The sequence below is a fragment of the Enemella evansiae genome (assembly GCF_004362375.1).
In the GTDB taxonomy this organism is placed as follows: Bacteria; Actinomycetota; Actinomycetes; order Propionibacteriales; family Propionibacteriaceae; genus Enemella; species Enemella evansiae.
In genome coordinates, this window is sequence record NZ_SNXA01000009.1 from 488,407 (window position 1) to 514,996 (window position 26,590).

At 70.9% G+C, this 26,590-nt stretch carries 25 protein-coding genes; 18 read left to right on the forward strand and 7 right to left on the reverse strand.

Annotated features, from left to right (window positions below; translation table 11 throughout):
- Nucleotides 1–3: 3 nt before the first annotated feature.
- Together C8D81_RS10365 and C8D81_RS10370 are read right to left on the reverse strand one after the other, a co-directional pair.
- Nucleotides 4–1,218, reverse strand: a complete 1,215-nt coding sequence (locus tag C8D81_RS10365; protein ID WP_133626019.1) for a fatty acid desaturase family protein — start codon at nucleotides 1,216–1,218, stop codon at nucleotides 4–6.
- A gap of 13 nt (nucleotides 1,219–1,231) precedes the next feature.
- Nucleotides 1,232–2,311, reverse strand: a complete 1,080-nt coding sequence (locus C8D81_RS10370) for a ferredoxin reductase (RefSeq protein WP_208109213.1) — start codon at nucleotides 2,309–2,311, stop codon at nucleotides 1,232–1,234.
- Between the two features lie 89 nt (nucleotides 2,312–2,400).
- Here C8D81_RS10370 and C8D81_RS10375 point away from each other — a divergent pair, with 89 nt between their 5' ends.
- Entirely contained in the window at nucleotides 2,401–3,069 is a 669-nt protein-coding gene (locus C8D81_RS10375) for a DedA family protein (protein WP_229119291.1), read from the forward strand.
- Complete coding sequence (locus C8D81_RS10380) at nucleotides 3,066–3,464, forward strand: hypothetical protein (RefSeq protein WP_133626020.1); 399 nt, start codon at nucleotides 3,066–3,068, stop codon at nucleotides 3,462–3,464. Before C8D81_RS10375 ends, C8D81_RS10380 begins: the two co-directional genes overlap by 4 nt.
- Here the strand turns inward: C8D81_RS10380 and C8D81_RS10385 are convergent.
- Together C8D81_RS10385 and C8D81_RS10390 are read right to left on the reverse strand one after the other, a co-directional pair.
- Nucleotides 3,442–4,680: a pyridoxal phosphate-dependent aminotransferase gene (locus C8D81_RS10385; RefSeq protein ID WP_094427088.1), complete on the reverse strand. Its 1,239-nt coding sequence runs from the start codon at nucleotides 4,678–4,680 to the stop codon at nucleotides 3,442–3,444. The two genes, C8D81_RS10380 and C8D81_RS10385, sit on opposite strands and share 23 nt — an antisense overlap.
- Before the next feature lie 10 nt (nucleotides 4,681–4,690).
- Nucleotides 4,691–5,089 (reverse strand): MmcQ/YjbR family DNA-binding protein, encoded by a 399-nt coding sequence (locus C8D81_RS10390; protein ID WP_133626021.1) that lies wholly within the window; start codon nucleotides 5,087–5,089, stop codon nucleotides 4,691–4,693.
- Nucleotides 5,090–5,147: 58 nt separating this feature from the next.
- On the opposite strand from C8D81_RS10390, the gene fdhD reads away from it, so the two are divergent.
- The 5 genes from fdhD to C8D81_RS10415 all read left to right on the forward strand — a co-directional run bounded on the left by fdhD (nucleotide 5,148) and on the right by C8D81_RS10415 (nucleotide 12,820).
- The gene (fdhD, locus tag C8D81_RS10395) at nucleotides 5,148–6,047 is read left to right on the forward strand and encodes a formate dehydrogenase accessory sulfurtransferase FdhD (protein ID WP_133626022.1); all 900 of its coding nucleotides are present in this window, start codon (nucleotides 5,148–5,150) and stop codon (nucleotides 6,045–6,047) included.
- Nucleotides 6,048–6,128: 81 nt separating this feature from the next.
- Nucleotides 6,129–8,084: a penicillin-binding transpeptidase domain-containing protein gene (locus C8D81_RS10400; RefSeq protein WP_166646760.1), complete on the forward strand. Its 1,956-nt coding sequence runs from the start codon at nucleotides 6,129–6,131 to the stop codon at nucleotides 8,082–8,084.
- Nucleotides 8,084–10,009, forward strand: coding sequence for a penicillin-binding transpeptidase domain-containing protein (locus tag C8D81_RS10405; RefSeq protein WP_094431008.1), 1,926 nt, complete (start codon nucleotides 8,084–8,086; stop codon nucleotides 10,007–10,009). The genes C8D81_RS10400 and C8D81_RS10405 overlap by 1 nt, the downstream gene beginning before the upstream one ends.
- A gap of 265 nt (nucleotides 10,010–10,274) precedes the next feature.
- Nucleotides 10,275–11,579: a DUF1800 domain-containing protein gene (locus C8D81_RS10410; RefSeq protein WP_094431010.1), complete on the forward strand. Its 1,305-nt coding sequence runs from the start codon at nucleotides 10,275–10,277 to the stop codon at nucleotides 11,577–11,579.
- Complete coding sequence (locus tag C8D81_RS10415; protein WP_094431012.1) at nucleotides 11,576–12,820, forward strand: DUF1501 domain-containing protein; 1,245 nt, start codon at nucleotides 11,576–11,578, stop codon at nucleotides 12,818–12,820. The genes C8D81_RS10410 and C8D81_RS10415 overlap by 4 nt, the downstream gene beginning before the upstream one ends.
- Before the next feature lie 58 nt (nucleotides 12,821–12,878).
- Here C8D81_RS10415 and C8D81_RS10420 read toward each other — a convergent pair whose 3' ends face one another.
- Nucleotides 12,879–14,255: a HAMP domain-containing sensor histidine kinase gene (locus C8D81_RS10420; protein WP_094431014.1), complete on the reverse strand. Its 1,377-nt coding sequence runs from the start codon at nucleotides 14,253–14,255 to the stop codon at nucleotides 12,879–12,881.
- A complete protein-coding gene (locus C8D81_RS10425) occupies nucleotides 14,252–14,923 on the reverse strand; it encodes a response regulator transcription factor (RefSeq protein WP_094431016.1) in 672 nt (223 codons plus the stop codon). The genes C8D81_RS10420 and C8D81_RS10425 overlap by 4 nt, the downstream gene beginning before the upstream one ends.
- Before the next feature lie 47 nt (nucleotides 14,924–14,970).
- On the opposite strand from C8D81_RS10425, the gene C8D81_RS10430 reads away from it, so the two are divergent.
- From C8D81_RS10430 to C8D81_RS10460, 7 genes are all read left to right on the forward strand, one after another.
- Entirely contained in the window at nucleotides 14,971–16,422 is a 1,452-nt protein-coding gene (locus C8D81_RS10430) for an L-lactate permease (protein ID WP_094431018.1), read from the forward strand.
- A 131-nt stretch (nucleotides 16,423–16,553) separates the two neighbouring features.
- A complete protein-coding gene (locus tag C8D81_RS10435) occupies nucleotides 16,554–18,074 on the forward strand; it encodes a M20/M25/M40 family metallo-hydrolase (protein ID WP_094358996.1) in 1,521 nt (506 codons plus the stop codon).
- 195 nt (nucleotides 18,075–18,269) lie between these two features.
- Complete coding sequence (gene cobO, locus C8D81_RS10440) at nucleotides 18,270–18,884, forward strand: cob(I)yrinic acid a,c-diamide adenosyltransferase (RefSeq protein ID WP_094431020.1); 615 nt, start codon at nucleotides 18,270–18,272, stop codon at nucleotides 18,882–18,884.
- Nucleotides 18,868–19,950: an Rv2231c family pyridoxal phosphate-dependent protein CobC gene (gene cobC, locus C8D81_RS10445; RefSeq protein WP_094431022.1), complete on the forward strand. Its 1,083-nt coding sequence runs from the start codon at nucleotides 18,868–18,870 to the stop codon at nucleotides 19,948–19,950. The genes cobO and cobC overlap by 17 nt, the downstream gene beginning before the upstream one ends.
- A gap of 39 nt (nucleotides 19,951–19,989) precedes the next feature.
- Nucleotides 19,990–21,021: a nicotinate-nucleotide--dimethylbenzimidazole phosphoribosyltransferase gene (gene cobT, locus C8D81_RS10450; RefSeq protein WP_094431024.1), complete on the forward strand. Its 1,032-nt coding sequence runs from the start codon at nucleotides 19,990–19,992 to the stop codon at nucleotides 21,019–21,021.
- Complete coding sequence (locus C8D81_RS10455) at nucleotides 21,021–21,785, forward strand: adenosylcobinamide-GDP ribazoletransferase (protein ID WP_094431026.1); 765 nt, start codon at nucleotides 21,021–21,023, stop codon at nucleotides 21,783–21,785. The genes cobT and C8D81_RS10455 overlap by 1 nt, the downstream gene beginning before the upstream one ends.
- Nucleotides 21,782–22,312, forward strand: coding sequence for a bifunctional adenosylcobinamide kinase/adenosylcobinamide-phosphate guanylyltransferase (locus C8D81_RS10460; RefSeq protein ID WP_229119554.1), 531 nt, complete (start codon nucleotides 21,782–21,784; stop codon nucleotides 22,310–22,312). Before C8D81_RS10455 ends, C8D81_RS10460 begins: the two co-directional genes overlap by 4 nt.
- Here the strand turns inward: C8D81_RS10460 and C8D81_RS10465 are convergent.
- Entirely contained in the window at nucleotides 22,309–22,983 is a 675-nt protein-coding gene (locus C8D81_RS10465; RefSeq protein ID WP_094431030.1) for a 4a-hydroxytetrahydrobiopterin dehydratase, read from the reverse strand. The genes C8D81_RS10460 and C8D81_RS10465 overlap by 4 nt on opposite strands.
- Before the next feature lie 72 nt (nucleotides 22,984–23,055).
- On the opposite strand from C8D81_RS10465, the gene C8D81_RS10470 reads away from it, so the two are divergent.
- From C8D81_RS10470 to C8D81_RS10485, 4 genes are read left to right on the forward strand one after another with little or no spacing between them, the layout of a single operon-like run.
- Nucleotides 23,056–23,970, forward strand: a complete 915-nt coding sequence (locus tag C8D81_RS10470) for a cobalamin biosynthesis protein (protein ID WP_094431032.1) — start codon at nucleotides 23,056–23,058, stop codon at nucleotides 23,968–23,970.
- Nucleotides 23,971–24,456, forward strand: a complete 486-nt coding sequence (locus C8D81_RS10475) for a low molecular weight protein-tyrosine-phosphatase (protein WP_094431034.1) — start codon at nucleotides 23,971–23,973, stop codon at nucleotides 24,454–24,456. It begins immediately after the preceding gene.
- Between the two features lie 5 nt (nucleotides 24,457–24,461).
- Nucleotides 24,462–25,160, forward strand: coding sequence for a response regulator transcription factor (locus tag C8D81_RS10480; protein ID WP_094358980.1), 699 nt, complete (start codon nucleotides 24,462–24,464; stop codon nucleotides 25,158–25,160).
- Nucleotides 25,157–26,578 carry a sensor histidine kinase gene (locus C8D81_RS10485; RefSeq protein ID WP_229117931.1) on the forward strand — a complete coding sequence of 474 codons (1,422 nt, stop codon included), beginning with the start codon at nucleotides 25,157–25,159 and terminating at the stop codon, nucleotides 26,576–26,578. Before C8D81_RS10480 ends, C8D81_RS10485 begins: the two co-directional genes overlap by 4 nt.
- Nucleotides 26,579–26,590 lie beyond the last annotated feature (12 nt).

The window sequence follows — 26,590 nt, forward strand, 5'->3', positions numbered from 1 at the left end:
GGTTCAAACAGCAGGGATATGCGTTCGGAGTGATCGACTGAGCGCCGCCCGCGACCGGCGTACGCCGAGTTTGTCGGCGACCGCGGCACCGATGGTACGCAGCCGCGAGCGCCCGACCTCCTTGTTGGGCAGGGAAAGCCGGAAGATCGTCGCCCACACCTGGCCGAGCTGACGGTGGAACGGGCCGGTCACGTATTCCAGCCCGTGCCGTTCCAGGATCGCCCGGACCTTCGGCGCCACCTCGGCCAGCCGGTTGCTCGGCAGGTCGGGGAACAGGTGGTGCTCGATCTGGTGGGACAGGTTGCCGCTGAGGATGTGCAGCAACCGGCCACCGGAGATGTTCGCCGAGCCGAGCATCTGGCGCACGTACCAACGACCCCGGGTCTCGCCGACCAGATCCTCCTCGGTGAAGGTCTGCACGTTGTCGGGGAAGTGGCCGCAGATGATGATCGAGTTGCTCCACACGTTACGGACCACATTGGCGACCACGTTGGCGGTCAGCGTGTGCAGGAAGCTCGGGCCCGACAGCAGCGGATGGACCAGGTAGTCGCGGGTGACCTGGCGGCGCAGCTTGGCGAGCACCTCGCGGGCATTGCGGCGGAACTCCTCGCGATCCACCTCACCCTTCAGGTAGGGGCCGAGTCGCATGTCATAGGCCGCGATGCCGTATTCGAAGAACATCGCGTTGAGGATCGCAAGCAGCGGCTGGGGCAACGAGGCCAGCGTCCAGGGCTGCTTCTCATCGACCCGGATGATCCCGTAGCCGAGATCCTCGTCGCGGCCGAGCACATTGGTCCAGGTGTGATGGGTGTCGTTGTGCGAGCGCTGCCACTGCCGGACCGGGCTGATCGCATCCCAGTCCCAGGTGGTCGAGTGGATCTTGTCATCGCGCATCCAGTCCCACTGCCCGTGCAGCACGTTGTGCCCGATCTCCATGTTCTCCAGGATCTTCGCGACCGAGAGCGCGGCGGTGCCGACCAGCCAGGCCGGCGGCAGGATCGAGAACAGCAGCACCACCCGGCCGGTGAGTTCCAGGCTGCGCTGGACCCGGATGACCCGCCTGATGTACGCCGCGTCCGCGGCTCCCAGGTCGGCCTGCACCTCGGCTCGAATGGCGTCCAGCTCGGCACCGATCTGGTCGATGGTCGCTTCGTCAAGCGCAGAAGAACCCTTGGCTTCCTCGAGCGCGGAAGATTTCGTCTCGAGCGTCTGGGTCATCGCATCTCCTCGGTCAGTGGTCGAGTTCGCAGTCGCCGGCGGCAGCCGAGACGCAGGTCTGGACGTGGATCGGGTCCTCGTCCGCAGTGGTCAGTGTCCCGGTACGCAGATCGCGGACCGAGCCCCGGCGCAGCGTCACCAGGCAGCCGCGGCAGATGCCCATCCGACAGCCCGAGGGCAGCGGGATCCCGGCCGCCTCGCCGGCATCGAGCAGCGGTTGGGCGCCCGTGGCGTCGACGGTCCGCCCGGAGGCGGTGAAGGACACCGTGCCGCCGGCGCCGACGGCGGCGAAGGGCGCCGGCCGGAACCGTTCGGTGTGCAGGCGCTCGCTCAGGTCGTGCTCGCTCCAGTGCGCCTCGCAGGCGTCCAGCAGGCCGATCGGGCCGCAGGCCAACACCCGGCGGTCGCGCCAGTCCGGCACCAGGGCGTCCAGCTCGGCGAGCTGGAGCATCGGTTCGGTCGCGGTGTGCCGGCGCACCAGCCGCAACCGGCCAGCTGCGGCGTACCCCTCGAGCTCGGTCCGGGCGATCACCTCGGCCGGCCGCGGCGCGCTGTGCACCAGCACCACGTCGGTGAGTTCGTCGAGGTGGTTGCGGAGCATGCCGAGGATCGGGGTGATGCCGGATCCTGCGGTCAGGAACAGCACCCGCTCGGGCAGCGGGTCGGCCAGGGTGAACTCTCCGGTGGCCTGGCTGAGCCGCACCAGCTCCCCCACCCGGGCGTGCCGGACCAGATGGTTGCTGACCGCACCGTCGGGGATCGCCTTGACCGTGATGGTCAGGGTGGGTGCACCGACCGGCGAGGTGATCGAGTACGCCCGGTGTTGCCGGACGCCGTCGACATCGACGCCGAGGCGCACGTACTGCCCCGGCCGGTGCCCCAGCCAATCCCGCCCCGGCTGGATCTCCAGCGTGCCGGCATCGGGGGTTTCGGCCCGGATCGCGAGGATCCGGCCGCGCAGCTCGGCCCCCGGGCGCAGCGGATCGATCAGATCCCAGAAGTCCCCGGGCGCCAGCGGCGTGGCGAGCGATTCCGCAAGCCAACGCAGCCCACCGACCAGTCGGCGGCGGCGTACGCTCTGTTGGAGGCTCACATACGCAACCGTAAGCTACGGAACCGTAAGTTTCAAAAGGTGGTCTCGTGTCCCGTCTCACATTTTGTCGACTTCCCTAGGATTTCTGCGTGGGCAACTTCCTGGGGCCGCTCATCAACTGGCTGGTCGGCCTGATGCAGACCATCGGTGCGCCCGGGGCCGGGATCGCGGTCGCGGTGGAGAACATCTTTCCGCCGGTGCCCAGCGAGGTCATCCTGCCGCTGGCCGGATTGACCGCCAGCCGGGGCCATTTCAGCCTCACCTCGGCGATCGCCTGGACCACCGCCGGATCGGTGGTCGGCGCCTGGGCGCTCTATCTGCTGGGGGTGAAGCTGGGCGTCCAGCGACTGCGGGTGTTCGCCGACCGGATGCCGCTGATGAAGGTCTCCGACATCGATCGCACCGTCGCCTGGTTCAACCGGCACGGCCGCTCCGCGGTCTTCTTCGGCCGGTTGCTGCCGCTGTTCCGCAGCATGATCTCGATCCCGGCCGGGGTGGAGCGGATGCCGTGGTGGCAGTTCACCTTCTACACCCTGCTCGGGTCGGGGATCTGGAACACCGTGCTGATCCTGGCCGGTTGGCAGCTCGGCGCGAACTGGCAGCTGGTCGAGCGCTGGACCGGGGTGCTGCAGAACATCGTGATCGCCGCGGTCGCCATCGCCCTGATCCTCTTCATCGTCCGCCGGGTCCGCGCGCGCCGTTCCGCGCGCCACGCGACCGAGGACTCCTCCGAACCGGCGACTAGGCTGAACGAGTGAGCCCTACCGATCTGCATCCAGCCCCCGCGCGGCGCTCGCCGACCGTGCGCAGTGCCCGCGCCATCAGCCTGGTCGCCGGCATCATCGTGGTGGCCTCGCCGGTGCTCGGCTGGCTCGGTCACACCGACTATGCCCGGACCTTCTACGGCATCCTGATCGGCACCTTCGTCGGGTTGATGGTCGGCGTCTTCGGCCCCGGCGCCGCGACCTCGCTGACCGGGCTGATCGGCGCCTCGATCCGGCCGCTGCTGGTGCTCGTCGCGCTGGCCCTGCTCGCCTGGGCGGTGATCGGGGTGATCGGCGGTCAGGACGTCCTCAACAAGACGATCAGCCTGGTCGCGGCCTCGATCATGGTGGCGGCCTGGGTGCCGATCACCCGGCTGTCGGGGCGCTGACTCCCAACCCCCGCTGGAATTCCAGGATCCGCCGGACGGCCTCGGCGACCGCCGCCGCACCGGCCGCCAGCGAGATCCGGACCGCCTGGTCACCGTGTGCGGTGTCGAAGTCCAGACCGGGGGTGATCGCCACCCGCTGCTGGTCCAGCAGCGCCTCGCACCACGCGCGGGAGTCGGGGTGGGGGCCGAGCACCGGGGTGATCGTGGCATAGAAATAGAAGGCCCCGTCGGCCGGGGCGACGTCCACCCAACCGAGCTCGTCGAGATGGTCGAGCACCACCTGCCGGGCGGCGGCGTAGTCGGCGACCTGCGCGACCCCCTCGGCGTACGCCTGCTCGGTGAACGCCTCCACCGAGGCGTACTGCGCCGGTACCGGCGGACACAGTGACAGGTTGCCGGTGAGCGCCTCGAAGGCGCCGACCAGATCATCGGGCACCAGCGCCCAGCCGAGCCGCCAACCGGTCATCCCCCAGTACTTCGAGAACGAGGAGACCACGATCGCGTTGCGGTCGTGGCTCCAGGCGCAGTCACCGACCGAGGCGCCGTAGGTGACGCCGTGGTAGATCTCGTCGCTGATCAGCCGCACCCCGCGCTCCCGGCACCAGTCGGCCAGTTCGGCGAGCTGCCCCGCGGCGAGCATGGTGCCGGTCGGGTTGGCGGGCGAGGCGACCACCAGCCCGGCGAGTGGTGCCTCGGCGTACGCCCGGTCGAGCAGGTCGATGGTGGGCTGGAAGCGTTCGGCGGGACCGCAGTCGAGTTCGACGACCTCGAGACCGAGGCTGGTCAGGATGTTCTGGTACGCCGGATAGCCCGGCCGGGCGAGCGCGACCCGGTCGCCGGCGTCGAAGGCGGCCAGGAAGCTGGTCAGGAAGGCGCCCGAGGACCCTGTGGTGATCGCGATGTTGCGGATCGGGACCTCCAGCCCGTACCAGCGGCGGTAGTGCCGGGCCAGTCCCTGGCGCAGCTCGATCAACCCGGTGGCGTTCGAGTAGCCCAGCGCGGTGCCGTCGGTGACCACCTCGGCGGCGCGCCGACGCACCCCCTGGGGTGCACCCGCCGACGGTTCCCCGGCGCACAGCGAGATCACCTCGATCCCGGCGGCGCGCAGCTCGAAGACCTTGTGCAACACCGTCATCACCTCGAACGGCGGCACGGCCGCGGAACGTGCGGAGGGGTGCAGGTGCCCCGGTTGGTGGTGGCTCGGCTGCTCGGTCATGGCGCGGATGTTACGCCCGGGCGTCCAACTCCCTGACCAGCCGGGCGGTCGCGGTGTTGCGATAGGACATGTCGGCCAGTTCGGCGACCTCGGCCCAGTCCGGTGTCACGGTGCGCAAGTTGATGCCCAGCCAACCGCCCGGGCCGTAGTAGGCCGGTACGAAGAACCGTTCGTCACCGAGCAGCGCCTCGCGCTCCTCGCGATCGGGGAGGAACAGCATGGAGTCGGCGTACTCCTCGGAGCCGTGATCGCCCTTGACGACACCGCCGAAGACCGCGAACACCTTCCTGGTGAAGAAGTTCGGGTGCCCGTGCGAGATCTTCTCCGCGGCCTCGGGCAGCGCCAGGCAGATCTCCCGGACCCGCGCCAGGTGCGGGTCGTCCTCGGCGAATCGCAGCGGGTGGGCCATGCGGTGATCCTGCCATGCCCGCGTACGATCGAGGGATGCGCAGCCAGGCAGGGCACTGATGGGCCGGGTCACGGTACGCCGCCCGGTCACCCGGATCACTCTCGGCGAGGGCACGTCCCGGCGCAGCGACTCGCTGACCGCCGAGGAACCGCTGGAGATCCGACTCGACGGGACGCCGCTGGCGGTGACGATGCGCACCCCCGGCAACGACATCGAGCTGGCGCACGGATTCCTCGCCACCGAAGGGATCATCGCCGGCCCCGACGACGTGCTCACCGCGCGCTACTGCGCCGGGGCGGTGGAGGAGCTCGACGAGCTGCTGGTCGACGGCGCCGCGGGCGATGGTCTGCGGGTGCTCGACCAGCCGACCACCCGGAATACCTACAACGTGCTGGAGCTGAAGCTCGCGCCACACGTCCCGCCGCCGGCGGTCGACCCGACCCGCAACTTCTACACCACCTCCTCCTGCGGGGTGTGCGGCAAGGCCAGCATCGACGCGATCACCCAGCAGTTGCGCTGGGACGTGGCGAGCGATCCGGTACGCCTGGACCCGGCGATCATCGCCGAGCTGCCGGACCGGTTGCGGGAGCACCAGCGCACCTTCTCCCGGACCGGCGGGCTGCACGCGGCCGGGTTGTTCTCCGCCGCCGGTGAGCTGCTGCACAGCGCCGAGGACGTGGGTCGGCACAACGCGGTGGACAAGGTGATCGGCTGGGCGCTGCTGAACGGCCGGCTGCCGGCGACCGGTTCGGTGCTGGTCGTCTCGGGCCGGGCCTCCTTCGAACTGACCCAGAAGGCCCTGATGGCGGGCATCCCGGCACTCGTCGCGGTCTCGGCGCCCTCCTCGCTGGCGGTCGAGTGCGCCGAGGAGGCCGGCATGACGCTGTTCGGCTTCGTCCGGCCACCCCGGCTCAACGTCTACACGCGCGCCGATCGCGTCGTCACCGCCAGCGATTGAAACGGTCGCATACAATTGGACCCAGTTTGTCGACACCCCGCGACGGCGATGCTCCGGGGATCTGTCTGGAGGAAGTCTTTCGTGCGGACGCGTGTTCCGATCGCTCTGGCGGTCACCACGGCCACCCTGCTGACCGCCTGCGGCGGTGGTTCGGACGACGCCTCCGGCAGTCAGAGCCCGCCCGCCGCGACCGTCGAGGACGCCGCCGCAGCCGTCGCCCAGGGCCTGTCCACCGGCAGCCTGCAGAACGTGCCGCTGCGCAGCGGCGACCCCAACGCCGACCTGCCGGTGCTGCTGCGGGGGATGAACGGGCTGCTGCCCAAGGTCACCGTGCAGGACATCCGGCGGGCCGGCAACACCGCCACCGTCGACTTCGACTACAGCTGGCCGCTCTCGGCCGACTGGGCCTATGAGTCCAAGGCCACCCTGGTCGATGACAAGGGGACCTGGCAGCTGATCTGGGAACCCTCGGTGCTGCACCCGAAGCTCACCACCGGCAACCGGTTGGAGCGCAACCGCACCACCACCGAGCGCGGCACCATCACCGGCCGCGGCGCGACCGTGCTGGTGCAGAGCACCCCGCTGCAGATGCTCGGACTGAACAAGGCGGCCGTGCCCAACACCGGCGACCAGCAGTCCTCGGCCCGCACCATCGCCGACCAGCTCAACCTGGACCCGGCGGCGTACCAGCAGAAGGTCGCCGCCGCCGGTCCGAACGCCTTCGTCGACGCCGCCCCGGTCCGCACCGAGGAGATCCCCGCCAACTACAGCCGGACCAAGGGTGCCGAGTCGCGCACCGTGAACCTGCCGGCCGCCAAGTCCGCCGGGTATGCCAAGGCGCTGCTCGGCACCGTCGGCTATGCGACCGAGCAGGAGGTCGCGAACTCCGGCGGCACCATCTATCCAGGTGACGTCGTCGGCCAGAGCGGGCTGCAGAAGACCTTCGATCAGCAGCTGCGCGGCCGGGGTGGCAACAAGGTCTATCTCGTCCCCCGGGACGCCGCCCCCGGCACGGCACAGTCCGGGTCGGACAACCTGGTCGCCGATTTCCCCGACGCGCCCGGGCAGACCCTGCAGACCACGATCGACGACGACGTCCAGACCCGCGTCGAGGACGCGGTGTCGAAGGCGAAACAACCGGTCTCGATCGCGGTGGTGCGGCTCGGCAGCGGTCCCGGTGGCGGCGCGGTGCTGGCCGCCGGTGACTCCCCGCCGGCCCGCGCCAAGGACGACTCGACCACCGGCAGGCTCGCCCCCGGGCTGGGCGCCTCCCCGGTCGCCGCGCTCGCGCTGATCCGCTCCGGGGTGAAGCTGAGCGACAAGGTGACGTGCGAGCGCAGCGTCAATGTCGGCGGCCGGACCATCGAGAACCCCAAGGGGTTCAGCTACAACGGCAACTCGATGACGCTGGAGCAGGCACTGGCCCGCGGCTGCCGGACGGCAGTGGCGCAGGCCGCGTCGAAGCTGCGGCCGAGTGAGCTGGAGGGTGCGGCGAAATCCCTCGGGCTGGCCCGGCAGGCCGATCTGGGCACGCCGGTGAACCTGGGTGGTTTCCCCGCACCCAGCGGTGATCTGGCCGCTGCCGAGGCGCTGATCGGCCAGGGCGGCGAGGGTGCGGTGCAGGCCTCCCCGCTGGCGCTGGCCGTGATGGCCGCCTCGGTGCAGGCCGGCCGCACGGTGAACCCGTCGGTGGTGCCCGACCGGACGGCCGGCGCGGACGGCGTACCCCCGCTCACCGACGGTGAGGCGAAGTCCCTGCAGGCCATGATGAAGCAGTCCACCGGCTCCTACGGTCAGCTCAAGGAGGCCGTCACCGGTGAGGCGGACGGCCGCCAGATCCTGGTCGGCTACTCCGACGCCTTCGCGGTCGCGATCGTGGTCTCCGACGCCGACCAGTCCAGCGCCCCGAGCCTGTCCACCCTCGCCCGGCAGGTCACCTCCAGTTCGTCCAGCTCCACGAGCTCCTCCCGCTCCTCCGGCTCGGGCTCGTCGAGCTCGGGATCCTCGGGGTCGAGTGGCTCGCGGAGCAGCCGCTGATGCTGCGCTCGGTACGCCGACCGCTCGCGCTCGCCGGCGCGGCCGCGCTGCTGTCGGGCTGTGCGGCGAAGCTCTCCACCCCGCCGGTGCCGAAGCCACCGGACCCGGCGCCGCAGGTGCAGGCGCTGATCGACGGCCTGCAGCGCACCGACCTCAGCCAGGTGCCCGCCGACCAGGACGCCGCCGGTCAGCTGAGCGAGATCGTCCGCGGCATGGACGGCGTCAAGCCGATGGTGACGGTCACCGGGACGAAGACCGATGGTGACGTCGCCACGGTCGACCTGGACTACAGCTGGCCGTTCGCCGGCCAGCCGTGGACCTATCGCTCCACCGCGACGCTGAACTACCGCGACGGCCAGTGGGTGCTCGACTGGACCCCGCAGCTGGTCCATCCCCAGCTCGGGCTCGACACCCGGCTGGTGCACACCAACACCCCGGCCACCCGCGGTCGGATCACCGGCAAGGACTCCGCGGTGATCGCCGAGGACAAGCCGGTGCTGCGGGTCGGCATCGACAAGTCCCGGGTCGATGCGGCCCGGGTCGAGGATTCGGCCCGCCGGCTGGCCCAGGCGCTGCAGATCAATCCCGACAACTATCTGAGCAAGGTCCGCGCCGGCGGCCCGGCCCAGTTCGTCGAGGCGATCACGCTGCGCCCGGAGGCGGCGCAGAACGACAGCTGGCGGCAGATCCCCGGTGCGATCGGCGTACCGTCGAACCAGACGCTGGTCACCGACAAGGAGTTCGCGCCCGAGCTGATCGGCACCACCGGACCGGCGACACCGGAGGTCGCCGCCGCGTCGAGCTACACCCTCTTCCCCGGTGATGAGACCGGGATCTCCGGGCTGCAGAAACGCGACGATGCCCAGCTGCGCGGCAGGCCCGGGACGAAGGTGTCGCTGGTGCCGCGGACGACGCCGACCCCGGCGCCGACCGCGACGGCCACGCCCGGTACGAGCGCGTCGGCGGCCACCCCGAGCCCGGCGCCGATGAAGCCGGTCACGCTCTTCGAGGCACCGGCCCAGACCGGTGGTGATGTCGCGCTGAGTCTGGATCTCGCGGCCCAGCGGAAGGCCGAGCAGGTGCTCTCCCGGGCGTCCGGATCTGCTTCCCTGGTGGCGATCCAGCCGTCCACCGGCAAGATCGTGGCGGCCGCCAACGCGGCGGGGAACGGTGGCAATCCGGATGCGACCTTCGGCCGGTACGCCCCGGGTTCGACCTTCAAGGTGGTCACCACGCTCGCGCTGTTGCGCAGCGGGATGACCCCCGACTCCCCGGTGAACTGCACCGACACGGTGACCGTCGACGGCCGGACCTTCAAGAACTACAGCGATTTCCCGGCATCGAAGGTAGGCCGGTTGAGCCTGGCCGATGCGGTCGCGTACTCCTGCAACACCGCGTTGATCGCGGAGAGCCAGCGGATCAGCCCGCAGGCGCTGCGGGAGGCGGCGGCCAGCCTCGGGCTGGGCACCGACTACGACGCCGGCTTCTCCTCCTTCTTCGGCTCGGTACCCGATCCGGCCAATGTCGTCGGCAAGGCCGAGTCGCTGATCGGCCAGGGCACCGTGGAGGCGTCACCGATGGCGATGGCCGCGGTCGCCGCCTCGGTGCAGGCCGGGCGTACCGTGATCCCGACCCTGGTCGCGGGGAACCCGCCGCCGCAGCCGAGCCGGCCGCTGACCGCCGACGAGGCGTCCGCGCTGCAGCGGGTGATGCGACTGGTGGTCTCCCAGGGCACCGCGAGCTTCCTCTCCGGCACCGCCGACGGCGCCAAGACCGGTACCGCCGAATACGGCACCGCGACCCCGCCGCGCACCCACGCCTGGATGATCGCCTACCGCGGCGATCTCGCCGTCGCCGTCTGGGTCAACGACGGGGAATCCGGTTCGAAGACCGCCGGCCCGCTGATCCAGGCCTTCCTCCGCTGACGTTCATCGAGTAGCCGACCATGCGCAGCGAAGCGGAGCAATGGTCGGCGTGTCGAGATGAACCAGATCTTCTCGACACGGTCGCTGCGCGACCTGCTCGAAGACCGTGCGAACCCGCTGGGTCGCTGCGCGACCTACTCGAAGACCGTGCGAACCCGCTGGGTCGCTGCACGACCTGCTCGACGGCCGGGTGAACCTGTTGGATGGCTGAAGAACGGACCGTACCCGCTGTCCGGCGACCCCACCGCGTACCAGCATGGTTGCCATGCCCCAACTGTCCGAAGCCCAGGCGGTCACCCGACTGCTCGACCGGTACGCCTTCTCGGCCACCCCGGCCGAGCGGGAGCGTGCCCAGCAGGCCGGTTTCCGGCAGACGCTGACCACGCTGCTCACACCGAGCGGTGATGATCCCGGCGCCGCGGCCACCCCGCCGCCGACGCTGCAGCCGACACCGAAGCGGGACCGGAACGACCAGGACAGCAAGCTCGCCTACGCCAAGGTCCAGCAGACCAACCGCACCGCGCTGATCCGTTGGTGGCTGGCCCGGATGGTCGCCGCCGAGCACCAGGGGGTGGAGAAGCTGACCTGGTTCTGGCACGGGCACTTCGCGACCAGCTTCGCCAAGGTCCGCCCGGTCGCGCTGATGCTGCCGCAGAACGAGACCTTCCGCCGCAACGCGCTCGGCGATTTTCCCACCCTGGCGAAGGAAATGCTGACCGACCCGGCGATGATCGACTGGCTGGACGGGGAGAAGTCGACCCTCAAGGCACCGAATGAGAACCTGGCCCGCGAGTTCATGGAACTGTTCACCCTCGGTGTCGGCCAGTACAGCGAACAGGATGTCCGGGAGGCCGCACGCGCGTTGACCGGTTGGGTGATCACCGGTGAGCGCGCCGTGCTGCAGCCGAAGCGGCAGGATCGGAAACCGAAGACGATCCTCGGTCGGACCGGAAACTTCGACGCGGCCGGGTTCGCCGACGTGGTCCTGCAGAAACCGGCATGGACGACCTTCGTCCCGCAACGGCTCTGGTTCCGGCTGGTCGGCGACCACCCGATCCCCGACGACGTGCTCGCCGGCCTCCCGCGGACTTTCGGCAGCGGATCGGTGGCCTCGGTGCTGACCGCGGTGGCGAGCGGACCGGCCTTCCGGGACGACCGCCATGCGCTGGTGAAGTCCCCGGTGGAGTGGCTCGTCGGTCTGCTGCGGGTGCTCGGCGTCCGGCCCCAGGACTGGTCCGATGACGACCTGGCCAGGGTGCAGCGCGCCCTGCGGGCCATGGGCCAGGTGCCGTTCACCCCGCCGAGTGTCGGCGGCTGGCCCTCGGACCAGCTCTGGTTGAACACCGGGACGGCGGTGGCACGGGCCACCCTGGCCGATCTGGTGGCCGCCCGGGCGGGTTTCGTGAAAGAGGCAGCGAAGACCAGCGCTGATGCCCGGATCTCGTTGCTGGCAACGACTTTCGGCGTCACCTGGACCGAGCGGACCAGGGCCGCACTGCAACAGGCCGACAGACCCCAGGCGATGCTGGTGACGGCCGCCTGCTCTCCCGAGGTGGTGGTGTCCCGATGACTTTCTCCCGACGCAAGTTCCTCACCTGGTCAGGGGTTGCGGCCGGTGCCGGCGCCCTGGCCGCCGGCGGCGGTTACGCCTGGACCCATCCCGACGTGCTGCGTCAGGCGGCCATCGACTCACCGCTGGATCCGCGGTCCGGGGTGCTGGTGCTGGTGACCCTCTATGGCGGGAACGACGGGTTGAACACCGTCATCCCGGCCGCCGACAGGGCCTACCAGGATGCCCGCCCGGACCTGGCGTACCAGCCGGGTGAGGTCCTCGACCTGGGCGACGGGCTCGGCCTCAACCCGGCGATGACGGGCCTGAAATCCTTGTGGGACAGCAAGGAGCTGGCGATCGTGCGCGGGGTCGGCTATCCGCAGCCGGACCGCAGCCACTTCCGTTCGATGGCGATCTGGCAGACCGCGGACCCGCGTACGCCCCAGCCGAGCGGTTGGCTCGGTCGCTGGCTCGATGCCACCGGTGACCCGCTGCAGGCGGTCTCGGTCGAGCCGGTGCTGCCACCGGTGCTGGTCGGCTCCCGGACCGCGGCGGCCTCCTGCCCACCGAAGGGATTGCAACTGGGCAAAGGGCCGACGGCGAATCCGCTGGCGATGCTCGGCCGACCCGATCCGGCGGACTGTCCGCTGCAGGCCGCCGCGGCACGATCGCTGAGCGAGGTGGCACGGATCGGCGTCGCGCTGGATCCCTCGGTGGCCCGAGCGCGCGAGGAGGCCCAGGCGCCGCAGGGGCAGGGGTCGGGCACCGGGACCGGTGGGCAACAGGCCCTGGAGCAGCAGCTCGACCTGGTCGCGGCGATGATCGAGCTCGGCGTACCGTCGCGGGTCTATTCGGTCTCGCTCGGTGGCTTCGACACCCATGCCGGCGAAAAGGCCAGCCTGGAAGGGCTTCTCGGGCATCTGTCGGACTGCCTGTCCCGCTTCCAACAGCGGCTGAACGGTACCGAGCGGGGCAAGCAGGTGGTGACGATGGTGCATTCGGAGTTCGGCCGGCGGGTTCGGGCGAACGGTTCGGACGGGACCGACCACGGAACGGCGGGTCCGATGTTCCTGATGGGCCGCGGGGTGCGGCCGGGTTTCCACGGCGATCAGCCCAGCCTCACCGATCTCGACAACGGCGACCTCAAGTCGAACCTCGATTTCCGGCAGGTGTACGCCAATCTGCTGACCCGGGTGCTGGATGCCGATCCGGCGCGTTTCCTTGCTGGCTTCAACAAGGAGCTTCCCGTCATCTCCTGATCACTGGGGTTCATCTCGACACGCTCGCTGCGCGAGCTACTCGATGAACGAGAGGGCGTCACTGCGCGAACTGGTCGGTGAGCGGGAGGGTGAGCACGAAGCGGGCGCCGCGGCCGGGTTCGGCGGGAGCGCAGATCACCTCACCGCCGTGCGCCCGGGCGTACCCGCGGGCGATGTTCAGCCCCAGCCCCGATCCGGCGCCGACCTCCTCACCGCGCAGCCGGACCATCCGGTGGAAGATCCGCTCGCGCTGGTGATCGGGTACGCCGCGCCCGGAGTCGGTGACGGTGAGCACGGCGGTGTCCCCGTCCTGCGCCAGGCCCAGCTCGATCCACCCACCCGGGCCGCCCACTGCGGCGTACCGGATCGCGTTGTCGACCAGATTCCGCAGCGCGCCCGCCACCCGGTCGGCGTCGCCGATGATCGCCAGGTCGGCCAACCCGACCCGGTGCACGGTCACCGCCGGTCCCGCCAGCTCGACCCGTTCCGCCTCCGCACCAACCAGCGCACCCAGCGATACCGGCCCCCGGTTGAGATCCAGCCCGGCATCGATCCGTGCCAGGTCGAGCAGCGAGGACACCATCGCCCCCGCCCGCTGCGCCTCGCGGGCCAGCAGCAGCTCCAACTGCTGTCGCTCCGCCGGCGACGACTCGGTGAGCAGCGCCTCGCTGGCCGCCTGGATCCCGGCCAGCGGGGTACGCAGCTCGTGGGCGGCGTCGGCCAGGAAGGACTGCATCCGCTCCGCCGACCCCTGGGCGACCTGCTCGGCCTCCCGGGCCCGCAGCTCGGCACCCTCCAGCTCGTCGAGCATCTGGTCGACAGCGGTCGCGGTGGCACCGATCTCGGTCCGCGGGTTGGTCGGCCGCAGCCGGACCCCGCGCTCCCCGCCCGCGATCCGGCGGGCCGAGCCGGCCATCCGTTTCAGCGGCCGGAGCGCGAACCAGGTCGCCAGCCAGGTGAGCAGACCGCCGAGCAGCAGCACCACCGCGGCGGCGATCCAGAGCGCCCGCTGCACCGCCGCCGACGAGGCGTTCGTCGCCGCCAGGTCGGCGGTCACGGTGAGGGTCGCCCCCTCATACGCCGCCCGGCCGCCCTGCAGCGTCGCCGTGCGGGCCCGTCCGGGCCGCTCGGGTTCCGGGCCGGACTGGTAGCGCTGCCCGCCACGCAGCACCAGTTCCACCTGCAGCTCCCGGCCCGACACCCGATCCGCCAACCCCTGGGGGCCGATCGGGGTGCGGGCCAGCTGCTGGGCCAGCCCGATCCGCTGGTTCACCAGCGTGGTCACATCCCGGCGCGCCTGGGCGGTGTAGATCTGGCCCACTGTGGTCACCAGCACCACCAGGGTGACCGCGAGCACCGCCAGCATGGCCAGCAGCACCCGGGTCCGCAGGCTGGCGGCCGGCAGGGGTGCCTCGGTACGGGGTGGTTCGGTCACGACTCCCCCAGCCGATAGCCCTCGCCGCGCACGGTGTGCACCACCCGCGGGCCGTACCGCTCCAGCTTCCTGCGCAGCGTCGACACGTGCACCTCCACCACATTGGCGTCGTATCCGTGATAGCCCCAGATGCTGGTCAGCAGCTGTGACTTGGGCACCACCCGGCCGACCTGGCGGGCGAGCAGTGCCAGGATCCTGCGTTCGGTCGCGGTGAGCTCGACCGGTACGCCGCCGCAGCTGACCCGGGTGGCCTCGTCGGCGATCGTCAGCTCGCCGATCGTGACGCTGGCGCCGATCGCCCCGGTACGCCGCAGGATCGCGTGACAGCGGGCGATCGCCTCGACCATCGCGAACGGCTTCACCAGATAGTCATCCGCACCCTCGGCCAGCCCGCGGACCCGGTCGGCCATCGTGTCCCGGGCGGTCAGCATCAGCACGCCGGCCCTGCTGTGCGCCCGGATCACCGGCAGCAGATCGAACCCGTCCCGGCCGCCGGGGAGCATCACATCGAGCACCACCAGTTCCGGCGCGAAGTCCGCCAACCTCGCCTCCACCCCGTCCCCCGAGGCCAGCTCACCGACCTCGAAACCCTGCCCGCGCAGCGCCGAGCGCAGGGCGAGGCGGATGGCGTCGTTGTCCTCGACGACGAGGATGCGGCTGGCTCCCATGTGTCCATGGTGCCGTTCGGCCGGGGTCTGCTCGGTAGGCTCGGCCGGTGCAATTCACCACTCTGCTGGCGGCGCTGCCGCTGCTGGTCGCCGTGCTCGCGCTGGCGCTGCGGATGAAGGCACTGACGGCGGCCCTGCTCTCCCTCACCGCCGCCGTCCTGCTGGGGTTGACGCTCTTCCGGGCGCCGGCCGCCGGCTGGTCCGCGGGCCTGCTCGGACTGGCGCCGACGATCGCCGAGGTGCTCGCGGTGCTGTTCGGCGGGGTGCTGCTGAATCGGGTGCTGGACCGGGTCGGCGCGCAGGCGACGATCGCCGCCTGGGTGGAGCGCAGCGGCGCCGGACAGCGGGAGCGGGCGGCGTTGCTGCTGGTCTTCGGGCTCACCCCGTTCGCCGAATCGGTGACCGGTTACGGGCTCGGTGCGATGGTCGCGGTCCCGTTGCTGCGGCATCTCGGTTTCGACCGGACGCGTTCGCTGATCCTGGCCCTGTTCGGGCTGTTCCTGACCACCTGGGGTGCGCTCGCACCCGGTGCGCTGGTCGCCTCCGCGCTCGGCGGGGTGGGTGAGATCGAGCTCGGGGTGCGCAGCGCCCAGCTCGCCTGGCTGCCGATTCTGCTGACCGGGTTGGCCACCCAGGCGCTCTGCTACCGCCGACAGGCGCTGCGGGTGACGCCGCTGCTCGACGTGCTGCTCATCGGCGCGGTGCTGTGGGGCGTACTGGTGGCGACGAACTGGCTGCTCGGTCCGCCGCTGGCCGGGGTGCTCGGTGCGCTGGCGGCGACCGCGGTGGCGCTGCTGCGGTTCCGGCTGGCCGGTGCCCGGGTCGGTCTGGATCGCGAGACCGCGGCAGCCCTGCTGCCCTATCTGGTGCTGGTCGTCGGGTTGCTGGTCAGCGGTATCGCGCTGCGGGTGACCGGGACCGGCGGGGCCTGGCAGCTGCTCGGGCTGGGGTCGCTGTGGCTGGTGGTGGCGAGCGCGGTGGCGCTGCGCCAGCACCACAGTTCGGCGGCACTCGTCCGATCCGATCTGGTCGCCTCGGTACGCCGCTGGTGGCCGGTCGGCAGCGCTACCGCCGGCTTCCTGCTGCTCGGCGCGGTGCTCACGCTGACCGGGATGAGCGCGGCGGTGGCGACCGGGTTGGCCCAGCTCGGCCGGGGTTATCTGTTCCTGGCGCCGTTCGTCGGCGGCCTGGGCGGCCTGGTCAGCGGCACGGTGGTCGGTGCGAATGCGATGTTCGTGGCCAGCCAGGCGCAGGCCGCGCACGCCATCGGCGTACCCGCTCTGGAACTCGTCGCCATCCAGAACCTCTCCTCCGGCGTACTCACCATGGCCGCCCCGACCCGGGTCGCCCTGGCACTGGTGCCGGCGGCCGACGGGGCCGGTGCGAAGGACTCCGCGGACCCGCCGCCGGACCTCGGTCACGCGCACCGCTGGCTGCTCGGGCTCTGCCTGATCACGCTGCTCGGGCTCGGCGGATTGGCCCTCACCGTCGGCTTCTGACGGACAAGTGACCCATTCGTGACCTGAGACTCCTCTCATTGCGCTGGCCCACTGTCTGCCGCGGGTCATAGGTTGCTGTGATCCCGGTCACAAGCCGGGCCATCCCATCAAAGACGACGAGGAGACACCCCGTGCGCATCCGCCGCCGATCAACCGCGCTCGCCGCAGCGCTGACAGCCACCGCACTCGCCGGATCGGGGCTCGCCGCAGCTCCGGCCTCCGCCGCACCCAATCCGAACTCGGGCGAGAAGATGGCGAGGGCCGTCTCCACCGACACCGCGATGCAGCACCTGAACCAGTTCCAGGCGATCGCCGACGCCAACGGTGGCAACCGCGCCGCCGGCACCCCCGGCTACGAGGCCTCCGCCCAGTATGTGGAGAAGACCCTCGCCGCCGCCGGGTACACCACCACCCGGCAATACTTCGACTTCATCTTCGAGCAGGTGAACGCCACCTCGCTGGACGAGGTCTCGCCGACCGCCCGCTCGGTGGAGCACACCCCGATGAGCTACTCGCCGTCCACCGGACCGGCCGGGGTGACCGCCGAACTGGTGGCCCCCGCGGTCGCCACCGGCTGCGACGCGAGCGAGTGGGGCGGCGTGGACGCGACCGGCAAGATCGCCCTGATCAGCCGGGGCACCTGCTCCTTCGGCCAGAAGTCGGCCGCGGCGAAGGCCGCCGGCGCCTCGGCCGCGATCATCTACAACAACACCGACGGCGCCCTGAACGGCACCCTCGGCGCCCCCGGTGACAACTACGTCCCGACCACCGGTGTCACCCAGGCCGAGGGCCAGACGCTGGTCGCCAAGATGGCCAGCGGCCCGGTGGTGATGAAGTTCGTGCTCGACAAGGTCGTCGAGGAGCGCCAGACCTTCAACATCTTCGCCGAGACGAAGACCGGCCGCACCGACAACGTCGTGGTGCTCGGCGCCCACCTGGACGGCGCCTATGAGGGCCCCGGGATGAGCGACAACGCCTCCGGTGCCGCCACGCAGCTGGAGACCGCGGTGCAGCTGGGCCGGGCGAACAAGGTCAACAACAAGGTGCGGTTCGCCTGGTGGGGTGCCGAGGAGCTGGGCCTGCTCGGTGCGACCTACTACGTCAACGATCTGGTCGAGAACAACCCGGCCGAGTTGCAGAACATCGCCGGCTACCTGAACTACGACATGGTCGGTTCGCCGAACTACATCATCGGTGTCTACGACGCCAACCAGTCGACCTACGAGGCCCCGGTTCCGGTGCCCGAGGGTTCGGCGGCGCTGGAGAAGATCTTCACCGACCGCTTCGATGCGATCCAGCAGCCGTGGGTGGACACCGAGTTCTCCGGTCGCTCCGACTACCAGCCGTTCATCGAGAACGGCATCCCCTCCTCCGGTCTGTTCACCGGTGCCGATGGCACCAAGACCGCTGAGGAAGTCGAGATGTTCGGTGGCACCGAGGGCATCCTCTACGACCCGAACTACCACACCGCTCAAGACGACATCAACAACATCAGCCGGGAGGCGATCGACATCAACCTCAAGGCGATGGCCTACGCCGCCGGGACCCTGGCGTACGACACCTCGATGGTGAACGGCAAGGCCAGCAACGGCAAGTCGGGCAAGCCGAAGAAGGTCCGCCCGGGCACCCCGATGGGCAAGGCCGCTTCCTGATCGTCTGGGTCCCCGGCGCTTCGGGGTGCCGGGGGCCCGGACTTTTTCCGGCGCGCCGTCCATTTTCAGCGCGGCCAACTACTTCAACTTTTGATTGTCTGCTAAAAATAATGTCGGTCGGACCCGCTCTCCCCCCGAGGAGCGGGTCCGATCCCGTTTCCGCGTCGAGTGACATCCGGGGTTGAGGAGTACGCCATGGCCGAGGGCGAGCCCGATCAGATCCCCGAGGACGGGCTGACCACCCGGCAGCGCCGCAACCGGCCACTGCTGGCCGTCAACACCGGTGAGGGCAAGGGCAAGTCGACCGCCGCCTTCGGATTGGCGCTGCGCGGCTGGCACCAGGGCTGGTCGATCGCGGTGTTCCAGTTCGTCAAGAACGGCAAGTGGCGGATCGGTGAGGAGGCCGCGCTGCGTGCCCTGGGCGGGGTGCACGAGCAGACCGGTGCGGGCGGGCCGGTGGACTGGCAGATCATGGGCGCCGGCTGGTCGTGGAGCCGCAAACAGGGCACCGAGGACGATCACGCGGCCCAGGCGGCCGAGGGCTGGGCGGAGGTGAAGCGCCGGTTCGCCGCGCAGCGCCACGGCCTCTACGTGCTGGACGAGTTCACCTATCCGATCACCTGGGGCTGGCTGGACATCGACGACGTCTGTTCCACGCTGGCCGACCGACCGGGATTTCAACATGTGGTGATCACCGGGCGGGGTGCCCATCCGCGGCTGGTCGAGCAGGCCGATCTGGTCACCGAGATGACCAAGGTCAAGCACCCCTTCGACGCCGGCCAGAAGGGTCAGCGTGGCATCGAGTGGTGAGGATCCGCTGCGCTGGCACGGTGACGACGAACTGGGTGCCGGGCCAGCCGGTGCGCTGATCGATCTGGCGGTGAACGTCCGCCGGCCCGCACCACCGGCCTGGTTGGCGGAGGTGCTGGCGGGGACCATCGGCGAACTGGGCGCCTACCCCGACGCCGGACCGGCCCGCCGCGCGCTGGCCGCGCGGCACCAGGTGGCGGTGGAGCAGGTGCTCCCGACCGCCGGCGGCGCGGAGGCCTTCACCCTGGTGGCCCGTGGCGCGGGGGTACGCCGGGCCGCGGTGGTGCATCCGCAGTTCACGGAGCCGGAAGCCGCGCTGCGGGCCGCCGGGGTGCCGGTCGAGCGGGTGCTGCTGCCCGGGCCGGACTTCGCGCTCGACGCGGACCTGGTGCCCGCGGACGCCGACCTGGTGGTGGTGGGAAACCCCACCAATCCGACCGGGGTGCTGCATCGGGCCGCGACGCTGCGCGCCCTGGCCCGGCCGGGCCGGGTGCTGCTGGTCGACGAGGCCTTCATGGACGCGGTCCCCACGCTGGTTGAGCGAGCGAGGAACGAGCGAGTCGAAACCACCCCCACCGAACCCGAATCCCTGATCGCCCCGGTGATGCCCGGCGTACTGGTGGCGCGCTCGCTGACCAAGACCTGGGGGTTGGCCGGGATCCGGGCCGGGTACGCGGTCGGCGACCCCACGCTGATCGACCGGCTGGCGGCGCAGCAGCCGCACTGGTCGGTGTCCACTCCGGCCCTGGCCGCGATGGTGGCGACGAGCAGCCCCGAGGCGCTGGCCGAGGCCGGACGCGAGGTGGCGTCGATCGCCGAGCAGCGGGCGCACCTGGTGACCCGGCTGCGGGAAGCCGGGCTCGAGATCGTCGGCGGGCGGAGCGCACCGTTCGTGCTGGCCCGGGGGCCGGTGGGGCTGCGGGAGCGGCTGCGGGCGGAGGGGTTCGCGGTCCGGCGCTGTGACACCTTCCCCGGTCTGGACGAGCGGTACCTCCGGCTGGCGGTCCGCGAACCGGCGGTCAGCGATGCGCTCGCGGCCGCGCTGGGCCGGGCCCTGGGGCACTAGGCTGCGAGGGGACCAGTCAGGCAGCGGAGGGAGCCGTCGATGGCCATCACGCCACCGGATGAGGCGGCCCGCCAGCGGGCGCGGGAGCGCAGCGACACCCTGGCCAAGCCGGTCGGTGCGCTCGGCCGGTTGGAGGAGCTCGGCGCCTGGCTCGCCGCCTGCCAGGGGGTGTGCCCGCCGCGACCGCCGGAGCGGGTCCGCGCGGTGATCCTGGCCGGTGATCACGGGGTGGCCGCGCGCGGGGTGTCGGCCTATCCGAGCGAGGTGACCGCGCTGATGGTGCGGGCCTTCGTCGCCGGCCGGGCCGCGATGAACGTGCTCGCCCGCCAGCACGGCGCCACGGTCCGGGTGCTGGACATCGCGGTGGACGCAGATTTGTCCGACCTCGGCGATGCCGTCACCCGGTTCAAGCTGCGCCGCTCCTGCGGATCGATCGACCGGGTCGATGCGATCACCCGCACCGAGGCCGAGCAGGCGGTCCGGGTCGGTCGGCAGATCGCCACCGAGGAGGTGGCCGCCGGCACCGATCTGTTGATCCTCGGCGACATGGGCATCGGCAACACCACCCCGGCCGCCGCGCTGATCGCGGCCGGTCTCGGGTTGACCGCGGAGCAGGTGGCCGGGATCGGGACCGGGCTCGACGAGGCCGGCCGGGCCCACAAGGCCGCGGTGATCGAGACGGCGCTGCGGCGGGTGGGTGAGCGCGCCGCCGATCCGCTGGAACGCCTTGCCGGATTGGGATCGGCGGATCTGGCGGTCGGCGCCGGCTTCTTGGCCGGCGCGGCCGAAGCCGGGGTACCGGTCTTGCTGGACGGGGTGATCGCGGTCGCCGAGGCGGTGCTCGCCGAGGATCTCGCACCGGGTGCGATGGCCTGGTTCGCGGCGGGACACCGCTCCACCGAGCCGGCCCAGGCGTACGCGCTGGACAAGCTCGGGCTGACACCGCTGCTCGATCTGGGGATGCGGCTCGGCGAGGGGTCGGGGGCGATGGCCGCGGTGCCGCTGCTGCGGTCCGCGGCGCTGCTGCTGGCTGAGATGGCGCTGCTCGGCGAACTGGGCGAGGGGTCCTGATGGCGGCCTTCGGCGACGGGTGGCGATGGGCGGTGGGTACGCTCACCGTGCTGCCGAGCGGGCGGTTCGAGACCGGTCCGGCCGCGGCCCGGGTGATGGTGGCCGTCGCGCCGCTGGCGGTGCTGCCGCTGGCGCTGGTCGCCGCGATCATCACCCAGGCAGGGAATCTGTGGGGATCCCCCGATCTGCTCACCGGGTTGCTGGTGATCGGCTGGCTGGCGCTGGCGACCCGGGCGATGCACGTCGACGGGTTGGCCGATGTGGCCGACGGATTCGGCGCCGGCTGGTCACCGGAGCGGGCCCGGGAGGTGCTGAAGCGCGGTGACATCGGCCCGATGGGGATCATCGCGCTGATCGTGCTGCTCGGCCTGCAGGTGGTCGCGATCGGCGCCCTGGCCGAGCAGCCGCACGGTTGGGCACTCGTCGGCGGGTCGGTGCTGCTGTCCCGTTGGGCGATCGCGATCTGTTGTCGGGCAGGGATTCCGGCGATGCCCGGGTCACAGTTGGGCCGGGCGCTGGCCGGTCAGGTACCGGGCTGGCTCGCCTGGTCCTGTGCGGCGGCGACGGTCGCCGGGGCGACGCTGCTGGCCTGGTGGGCCGGGCTGTCGCCCTGGCGCGGGGCGCAGGTGGGGTTGACAGCGGTGCTGGTGGCGAACTGGCTGGTGACCCGTGCCCGGCGGGTCTTCGGCGGCATCAACGGTGACGTGATGGGCGCGGCGATCGAGGTGTCGCTGACCACGCTGCTGATCGGTTGGGCGCTGTGAGGGTGCTGATCACCGGCGGCATCCGGTCCGGGAAGTCGCGGATGGCCGAGGAAACCCTGTCCGGGCAGGACAATGTGGTCTATCTGGCGCCCGGGCCGAAGGCGGATCCGGTCACCGACCCCGAGTGGGCGGAGCGGATCGCGCACCATCAGGAGCAGCGGCCGGCGCACTGGCGGACCATCGAGACCACCGAGGTCGCCGCGGCGCTGCCCACGCTGGACGGCCCGGTGCTGCTGGACTGCCTCGGCACCTGGCTGGCCGCCCAGTTGGGCGAGACCGGCGCCTGGGATTCCCTGTCCGGTTGGGAATCCGCGATCGCCGAGCGGATCGAGGCGTTGGCCGCCGCGTGGCGGGCGTACCCGCACCAGGCCGTCGCGGTGACCAACGAGGTCGGCTGGGGGCTGGTCTCCGACCACCGTTCCGGTCGCGTCTTCACCGACTGGCTGGGGCGTACCAATCAGGCGATCGGTGCGGCCAGCGACGAGGTCTGGCTGGTCGTCGCCGGCCGTACGCTGAAACTGACCTAGCCCTGCGAGTCGGCCGGCGACTGGAACGTGCAGACGCAGGCCTCGTTGCCCTCGGCATCGGCCAGCACCCACCAGGCGGGGGCGTACTGGTCGGTGACCAGTCGGCCGCCGGCATCCAGCACCGCCTGGACGCGCTGCTCGGCCTGATCGGCGGGCACGTCGACGTCGATGTGGATCCGGTTGCGCTGGTCGCGGCGCTCGTCGGTCGGCTGGAACCAGATCGAGGGACCGGACTTGTTCGGGTCGACGAGTTCGTCGTCGTCGACCTGGTCATAGCCGTAGACCGCCTGCCAGAACGGCAGGATCGCCGCGATGTCCTGGGCGTCGATCGCGATCTGGGTCTCGCTCAGCCCCGCCAGGTCGATCTGCCCGTCGGACACCTTGACCACCGGGACGATCGCCGCGGCCAGGTCGACATCGCGGCCGGAGATGCCGCCGACATCGTGCGAGCTGAGCGCCAGATGCACCTTGTTGTAGCGGATGTCGATCTCGGGATGGTGGTTCATCTCCTCGGCGAGCTCGCCCACCCGGTTCACGAACTCCAGCGACCGCCGAAAATCGGAGAACTTCGCCACCAGGTGCATCCGGCCGTGCACCAGTCGCCACTTCGGCATCGCCTCGACGGCCTGCTCGGCGGTGAGCTTCTCTTTCGGCCCGTATGGATTGGACATACCTCCACCGTAGGACCAGCAGCCCCTCACCGCCACCGGCCCCGCGGCGCCATCGCGCCCTACACTGACGCCGTGCCCCTCCCCGCGCTGCTGCTCGGCTGGCTCGCCGACGAGGCCCTCGGTGACCCGCGGCGCGGGCACCCGGTCGCCGGTTTCGGCCGCCTGGCGCGGCGGCTGGAGCGGCGCTGCTGGCGGGACACCCGGGCCGCCGGGGTGGCGTACGAAATCCTTCTGGTCGGCGGCACGATCGGCGCCGCGGTGTGGCTGGACCGGGTGACCCGGGCCACCGCGCTGCGGCTCCCGGTGCGGATCGCCGCGACCTGGCTGGTACTGGGCGGGCGCAGCCTGCGCCGGGAGGCGGCCGCCGTCGACGAACTGCTCGCCGCCGACGACCTGCCCGCGGCCCGGGAGCGGATCCGCAGCCTGGTCGGCCGCGACCCGAGCGCCCTCGGGCCCGACGAACTGGCCCGGGCCGCCATCGAATCGGTGGCCGAGAACACCGGGGACGCGGTCGTCGCTCCGCTGTTCTGGGGTGCGGTGGCCGGGCTGCCGGGCCTGCTCGGCTACCGCGCGATCAACACCCTGGACGCCATGGTCGGGCACCGATCGGACCGCTACCGCAGATTCGGCTGGGCGGCGGCCCGGGTCGACGACCTGGCGAACTGGCTGCCGGCGCGCTGCTGCGCCGAGCTGGCCGTGCTGCTGGCGCCGGTGGTCGGCGGGTCACCGGCCCGGGCGCTGCGCACCATCCGCCGGGACGCCCACCAGCACCCGAGCCCGAACGCCGGCCCGATCGAGGCGGCGTTCGCCGGTGTGTTGGGCGTCCGCCTGGGCGGGCGGAACAGCTATGCCGGCCAGGTCGAGGACCGCGGCCAGCTCGGCGACGGCCCGCCTCCGCGGCGTACCGACATCGCTCGGGCGAACCGGTTGGCGTTCGCGGTGGCCGCCGCTGCCGCGCTGCTGGCCGGGGCCACTAGGCTGAAATGAATGAGTAGTGATCCGATCCGAGTCGATTTCGTCTGCTGGGGCAACATCTGCCGCTCCCCGATGGCCGAGCGCGTCGCCGAGGCGTACGCCGAACGCGAGGGCATCACCGATGTCGAGTTCAGCAGTTCCGGGGTGAGCTCGGAGGAACTGGGCAATCCGATGGACCCGCGGGCCGCTCAGTGGCTGCGAGAGAACGGCTACCGGGCCGATGACCACACCGCCCACCAGGTGACCCGTGAAGAGATCGACGGCGCCGATCTGGTGGTGGCGATGGAGGATCTGCACGTCGATCGGATGCGGCGCCTGCGACCCGAGCATCCGGAGAAGCTGCGGTTGCTGACCGACTTCGACCCGGACGCCGAGCCCGGTTCCGGCGTACCCGATCCCTGGTATGGCGACGCGGACGGCTTCGGCGACACGCTCGCCAGCATCGAGGCGGCGATGCCGGGAGTCTTCGCAGAGATCGCGCGAATCCGGGCAGAATAGGCGCCATGCACATCCTCGTGGTTGACGACGATCAGGCCGTCCGAGATTCCCTGGCCCGTTCCCTGCAATACAGCGGCTACGAGGTGACAACCGCCAGCGACGGGGTGGAGGCCCTGGCCCGTCTCTCCGCGTCCCGCCCGGATGCGGTGATCATGGATGTGATGATGCCGCGGCTCGACGGCCTGGAGACCACCCGGATGCTGCGCTCCACCGGCAACGATGTGCCGATCCTGGTGCTCACCGCCCGCGACGCGGTCGGCGACCGGGTCGACGGGCTGGACGCCGGCGGCGACGACTACATGGCCAAGCCGTTCTCGCTGGAGGAACTGCTGGCCCGCTTGCGGGCCCTGGTCCGCCGCTCCGGTGGCGGCGGGGAGCCGGGTGAGTCGGAGGCCAACGAGACGCTGGTGTTCACCGACCTCAGCCTCAATCCGCAGACCCGCGAGGTCTCCCGCGCCGGTCGGCACATCAGCCTGACCCGGACCGAGTTCGCGCTGCTGCAGACCTTCATGGAGAATCCGCGCCGGGTGCTGGAACGCGGCTGGCTGCTGAACGAGGTGTGGGGATTCGACTTCCCGACCACCGCGAACTCGCTCGAGGTCTACATCGGCTATCTGCGCCGCAAGACCGAGGCCGAGGGTGAGCAGCGGCTGATCCACACCGTCCGCGGCGTGGGCTACGTGCTTCGAGAATCGGCGCCGTGATCAGACGGCTCCGCCGGTGGCTGCGCACTCCGTCACTGCAACGCCGGGTGGGCACGCTCACCGCGGTCGCGGTGTTCCTGGGTGTCGCACTCACCGGTATGGCCGGCTACATCACTGCCCGGGTCTCGCTCTACGACCAACTCGACCGGGAACTCACCTCGATGGCGCAGGTGACCGCCGAGTCCATCGCCGGCAGCGACCTGCAGACGCTGGGCGGGATGGATGCCGAGTCGCTGCGCTCGCTGAATGTGACGCTGGTGCTGCTGAAATCCGATGGCACCACGATCCGGGTCCCCGGTGAGCGGGTCAGCCTCGAGCTCGACTCGACCGAACTGGCGCTGGCCCGGTTGCAGCAGGGTTCCTCGACCCGGACCGGCACCACGACCGACGGCATGGTGTATCGGATCGCGGCGGTGCCGTTGCCGCAGGCCGGCGGCCGGTACGCGCTGGTGCTCGGCCGGCCGCTCGGGCCGACGCTGGCGATCCTGGACAGCCTGCGGATCGTGCTGATCGTGGTGGGTTCGATCGGGGTGCTGCTGGCGACCCTGGTCGGTTCGCTGGTCGCGCGGAGTTCGGTACGCCCGGTGGGCCAGTTGTCGGCGGCGGTCGCGCGGGTCACCCAGACCGATGTGCTGGATCCGATCGCGGTGCACGGCAACGACGAGCTGTCCGAGCTGACCCGGCAGTTCAACACGATGCTCTATTCGCTGGCATCGTCCAGGGCGCGGCAGAACCGGTTGATCGCCGATGCCGGGCATGAGTTGCGGACGCCGTTGACCTCGCTGCGGACCAATATCGAGCTGCTGGTCGCCGACGAGAAGAACCACATGCTGCCCGAGGGCGCGCGTCGGGAGATCCTCTCCGACATCGCCGCCCAGCTGGCCGAGTTCACCTCGCTGATCGGTGACCTGGTGCAGCTCTCCCGCGGTGACCAGGTGCGGCCGGCCCGCGAACCGGTGGATCTGCGCGATGTGGTCAATGCGGCCCTGCAGCGGGTACGCCGCCGCGGTCCGGGGTTGTATTTCGATGTCGAGTTGAACCCGCTCTATCTGATCGGCGAGCCGGACACCCTGGAGCGCGCGATCACCAACCTGCTGGACAATGCGGTGAAATTCTCTCCACCCGGTGGCACCATCCACGTGCTGCTGGAAGGCGACCAGCTGCGGATCTCCGACCAGGGCCCCGGTATCGCCGATGAGGACCTGCCGCACATCTTCGACCGCTTCTATCGCTCCGACCGTGCCCGGAACACCCCGGGCACGGGTCTGGGTCTGTCGATCGTGGCGCAGACCGTTGCCCGGCACGGCGGCTGGGTGCGGGCCTCCCGCTCCGCCGAGGGCGGTGCCGAGTTCACCGTCCGGCTCCCCGGGCGTACCACCCGGGAAGAACTGCTCGCCGACGCCGATCTGGTGAGCTGACGTTCATCGAGT

Excerpts from the sequence above, each read along its gene's own strand:
- C8D81_RS10365 (WP_133626019.1), bottom strand. The coding sequence starts at position 1,218 with ATGACCCAGACGCTCGAGACGAAATCTTCCGCGCTCGAGGAAGCCAAG.
- C8D81_RS10385 (WP_094427088.1), bottom strand. The coding sequence starts at position 4,680 with ATGACCGAGCAGCCGAGCCACCACCAACCGGGGCACCTGCACCCCTCC.
- C8D81_RS10390 (WP_133626021.1), bottom strand. The coding sequence starts at position 5,089 with ATGGCCCACCCGCTGCGATTCGCCGAGGACGACCCGCACCTGGCGCGG.
- fdhD (WP_133626022.1), top strand. The coding sequence starts at position 5,148 with ATGGGCCGGGTCACGGTACGCCGCCCGGTCACCCGGATCACTCTCGGC.
- C8D81_RS10405 (WP_094431008.1), top strand. The coding sequence starts at position 8,084 with ATGCTGCGCTCGGTACGCCGACCGCTCGCGCTCGCCGGCGCGGCCGCG.
- C8D81_RS10410 (WP_094431010.1), top strand. The coding sequence starts at position 10,275 with ATGCCCCAACTGTCCGAAGCCCAGGCGGTCACCCGACTGCTCGACCGG.
- C8D81_RS10415 (WP_094431012.1), top strand. The coding sequence starts at position 11,576 with ATGACTTTCTCCCGACGCAAGTTCCTCACCTGGTCAGGGGTTGCGGCC.
- C8D81_RS10425 (WP_094431016.1), bottom strand. The coding sequence starts at position 14,923 with ATGGGAGCCAGCCGCATCCTCGTCGTCGAGGACAACGACGCCATCCGC.
- cobO (WP_094431020.1), top strand. The coding sequence starts at position 18,270 with ATGGCCGAGGGCGAGCCCGATCAGATCCCCGAGGACGGGCTGACCACC.
- cobT (WP_094431024.1), top strand. The coding sequence starts at position 19,990 with ATGGCCATCACGCCACCGGATGAGGCGGCCCGCCAGCGGGCGCGGGAG.
- C8D81_RS10455 (WP_094431026.1), top strand. The coding sequence starts at position 21,021 with ATGGCGGCCTTCGGCGACGGGTGGCGATGGGCGGTGGGTACGCTCACC.
- C8D81_RS10465 (WP_094431030.1), bottom strand. The coding sequence starts at position 22,983 with ATGTCCAATCCATACGGGCCGAAAGAGAAGCTCACCGCCGAGCAGGCC.
- C8D81_RS10475 (WP_094431034.1), top strand. The coding sequence starts at position 23,971 with ATGAGTAGTGATCCGATCCGAGTCGATTTCGTCTGCTGGGGCAACATC.
- C8D81_RS10480 (WP_094358980.1), top strand. The coding sequence starts at position 24,462 with ATGCACATCCTCGTGGTTGACGACGATCAGGCCGTCCGAGATTCCCTG.